Source organism: Rhizobium leguminosarum bv. viciae USDA 2370, from assembly GCF_002008365.1.
Classification (GTDB): domain Bacteria; phylum Pseudomonadota; class Alphaproteobacteria; order Rhizobiales; family Rhizobiaceae; genus Rhizobium; species Rhizobium leguminosarum.
Window position 1 is genome coordinate 1 of the sequence record NZ_MRDL01000005.1, and the last position, 1,088, is coordinate 1,088.

Consider the following 1,088-nt stretch of genomic DNA (forward strand, 5'->3'; position numbering starts at 1 on the left):
AGGAAGAGACGGCTCACGCCGCCGCCTCCTCGTCGAACTCCGGCTGCAAGGAATGCAGGTAGTCGACGGCGCGCTGCGCATGCGCTGCCGCGGAAAAGATGGCGCGCTTGTCGTTGCCAAGAACCTTAAGCCAGCCATCGAGATAGCTTGCGTGGTCGGGGCGTGGTTCGAGCTCGGGGACGATGCCAAGATCGGCGCAGAGAAACGAGCTGCCGAGTTCGGCAATCAGTTCTTCGCGGGCGCGTTCGCTCCTGTCTTTTGCGTAGCGGCTGAGATCACGATCAAGCCGTCGCGGTGCCCCGGTCCAGTGCGTCATCTCGTGACTGAGGACGGCGACATAGGCGGCATCGTCCCGGAAGGCATCCAAGCATGGCATCTGGATGTAATCACGAATGGCAGCATAATAGGCAGCCGATCCGCCATGCCGGATGAGTGCGCCGGTATTGGCAAAGAAGCGGCCGGCATCGCCGATCCGGCGCATCGGATCCTGGACAGGTGCGATCTCATGAAAGCGGTAAGGAAGACCGGCGATCTGATCGGCGTTGAACACGGTGTAGGTCTTGAGAAATGGAATGTCCTGTTCGATCTCCGTGCCTGTCTCGGTCGTCTCGGTGCGGATGAACGAACTGGCAAAGACTACAGTCGTGCCGGTTTCGCCCTTGCGGACGGCGCCGCCGAGTTCGATTGCCTGGCGAAACGTCATCCAGCGTGATGAGGCAAAGCCGCGGGCGATGGTTTCGGACCAGAGGAGCAGGACATTGATCCCGGTATAGGGTTGGCCATTGTGGCGCAGTGGCCGGCTGACCTCACTTGCCGCCTGTCCCGTCGTCCAGGGCCTGGTCCATGGCCGCACACCCTGTTCGAGATCGGCGATGATCCTGGTGGTGATGCGGCTGTAGATATCGGATCGTTGATTGGATGGTTGCCTGCTCATGTCTGAACCTCCGTTTCGAGGTCGCGGCCATCGCGACCTGCTACGGCGGTCCGAAAGCCGGGCGGCAAGTGCTGCCTGCACCCGCAGGGCCGCAACGCAGTGGAGGACGGCAAAGCCGTTGCCGGCGGCGCGAGCCTGGCAGGACCAGAGCCGG

The 1,088-nt window shown here is 62.4% G+C and carries 1 protein-coding gene; it reads right to left on the reverse strand.

The annotated features are described in order from the left end of the window. Positions 1-13: 13 nt before the first annotated feature. Entirely contained in the window at positions 14-934 is a 921-nt protein-coding gene (locus tag BS629_RS02910; protein ID WP_077987936.1) for an ArdC family protein, read from the reverse strand. Between the last annotated feature and the right edge of the window lie 154 nt (positions 935-1,088).

Excerpts from the sequence above, each read along its gene's own strand:
- BS629_RS02910 (WP_077987936.1), bottom strand. The coding sequence starts at position 934 with ATGAGCAGGCAACCATCCAATCAACGATCCGATATCTACAGCCGCATC.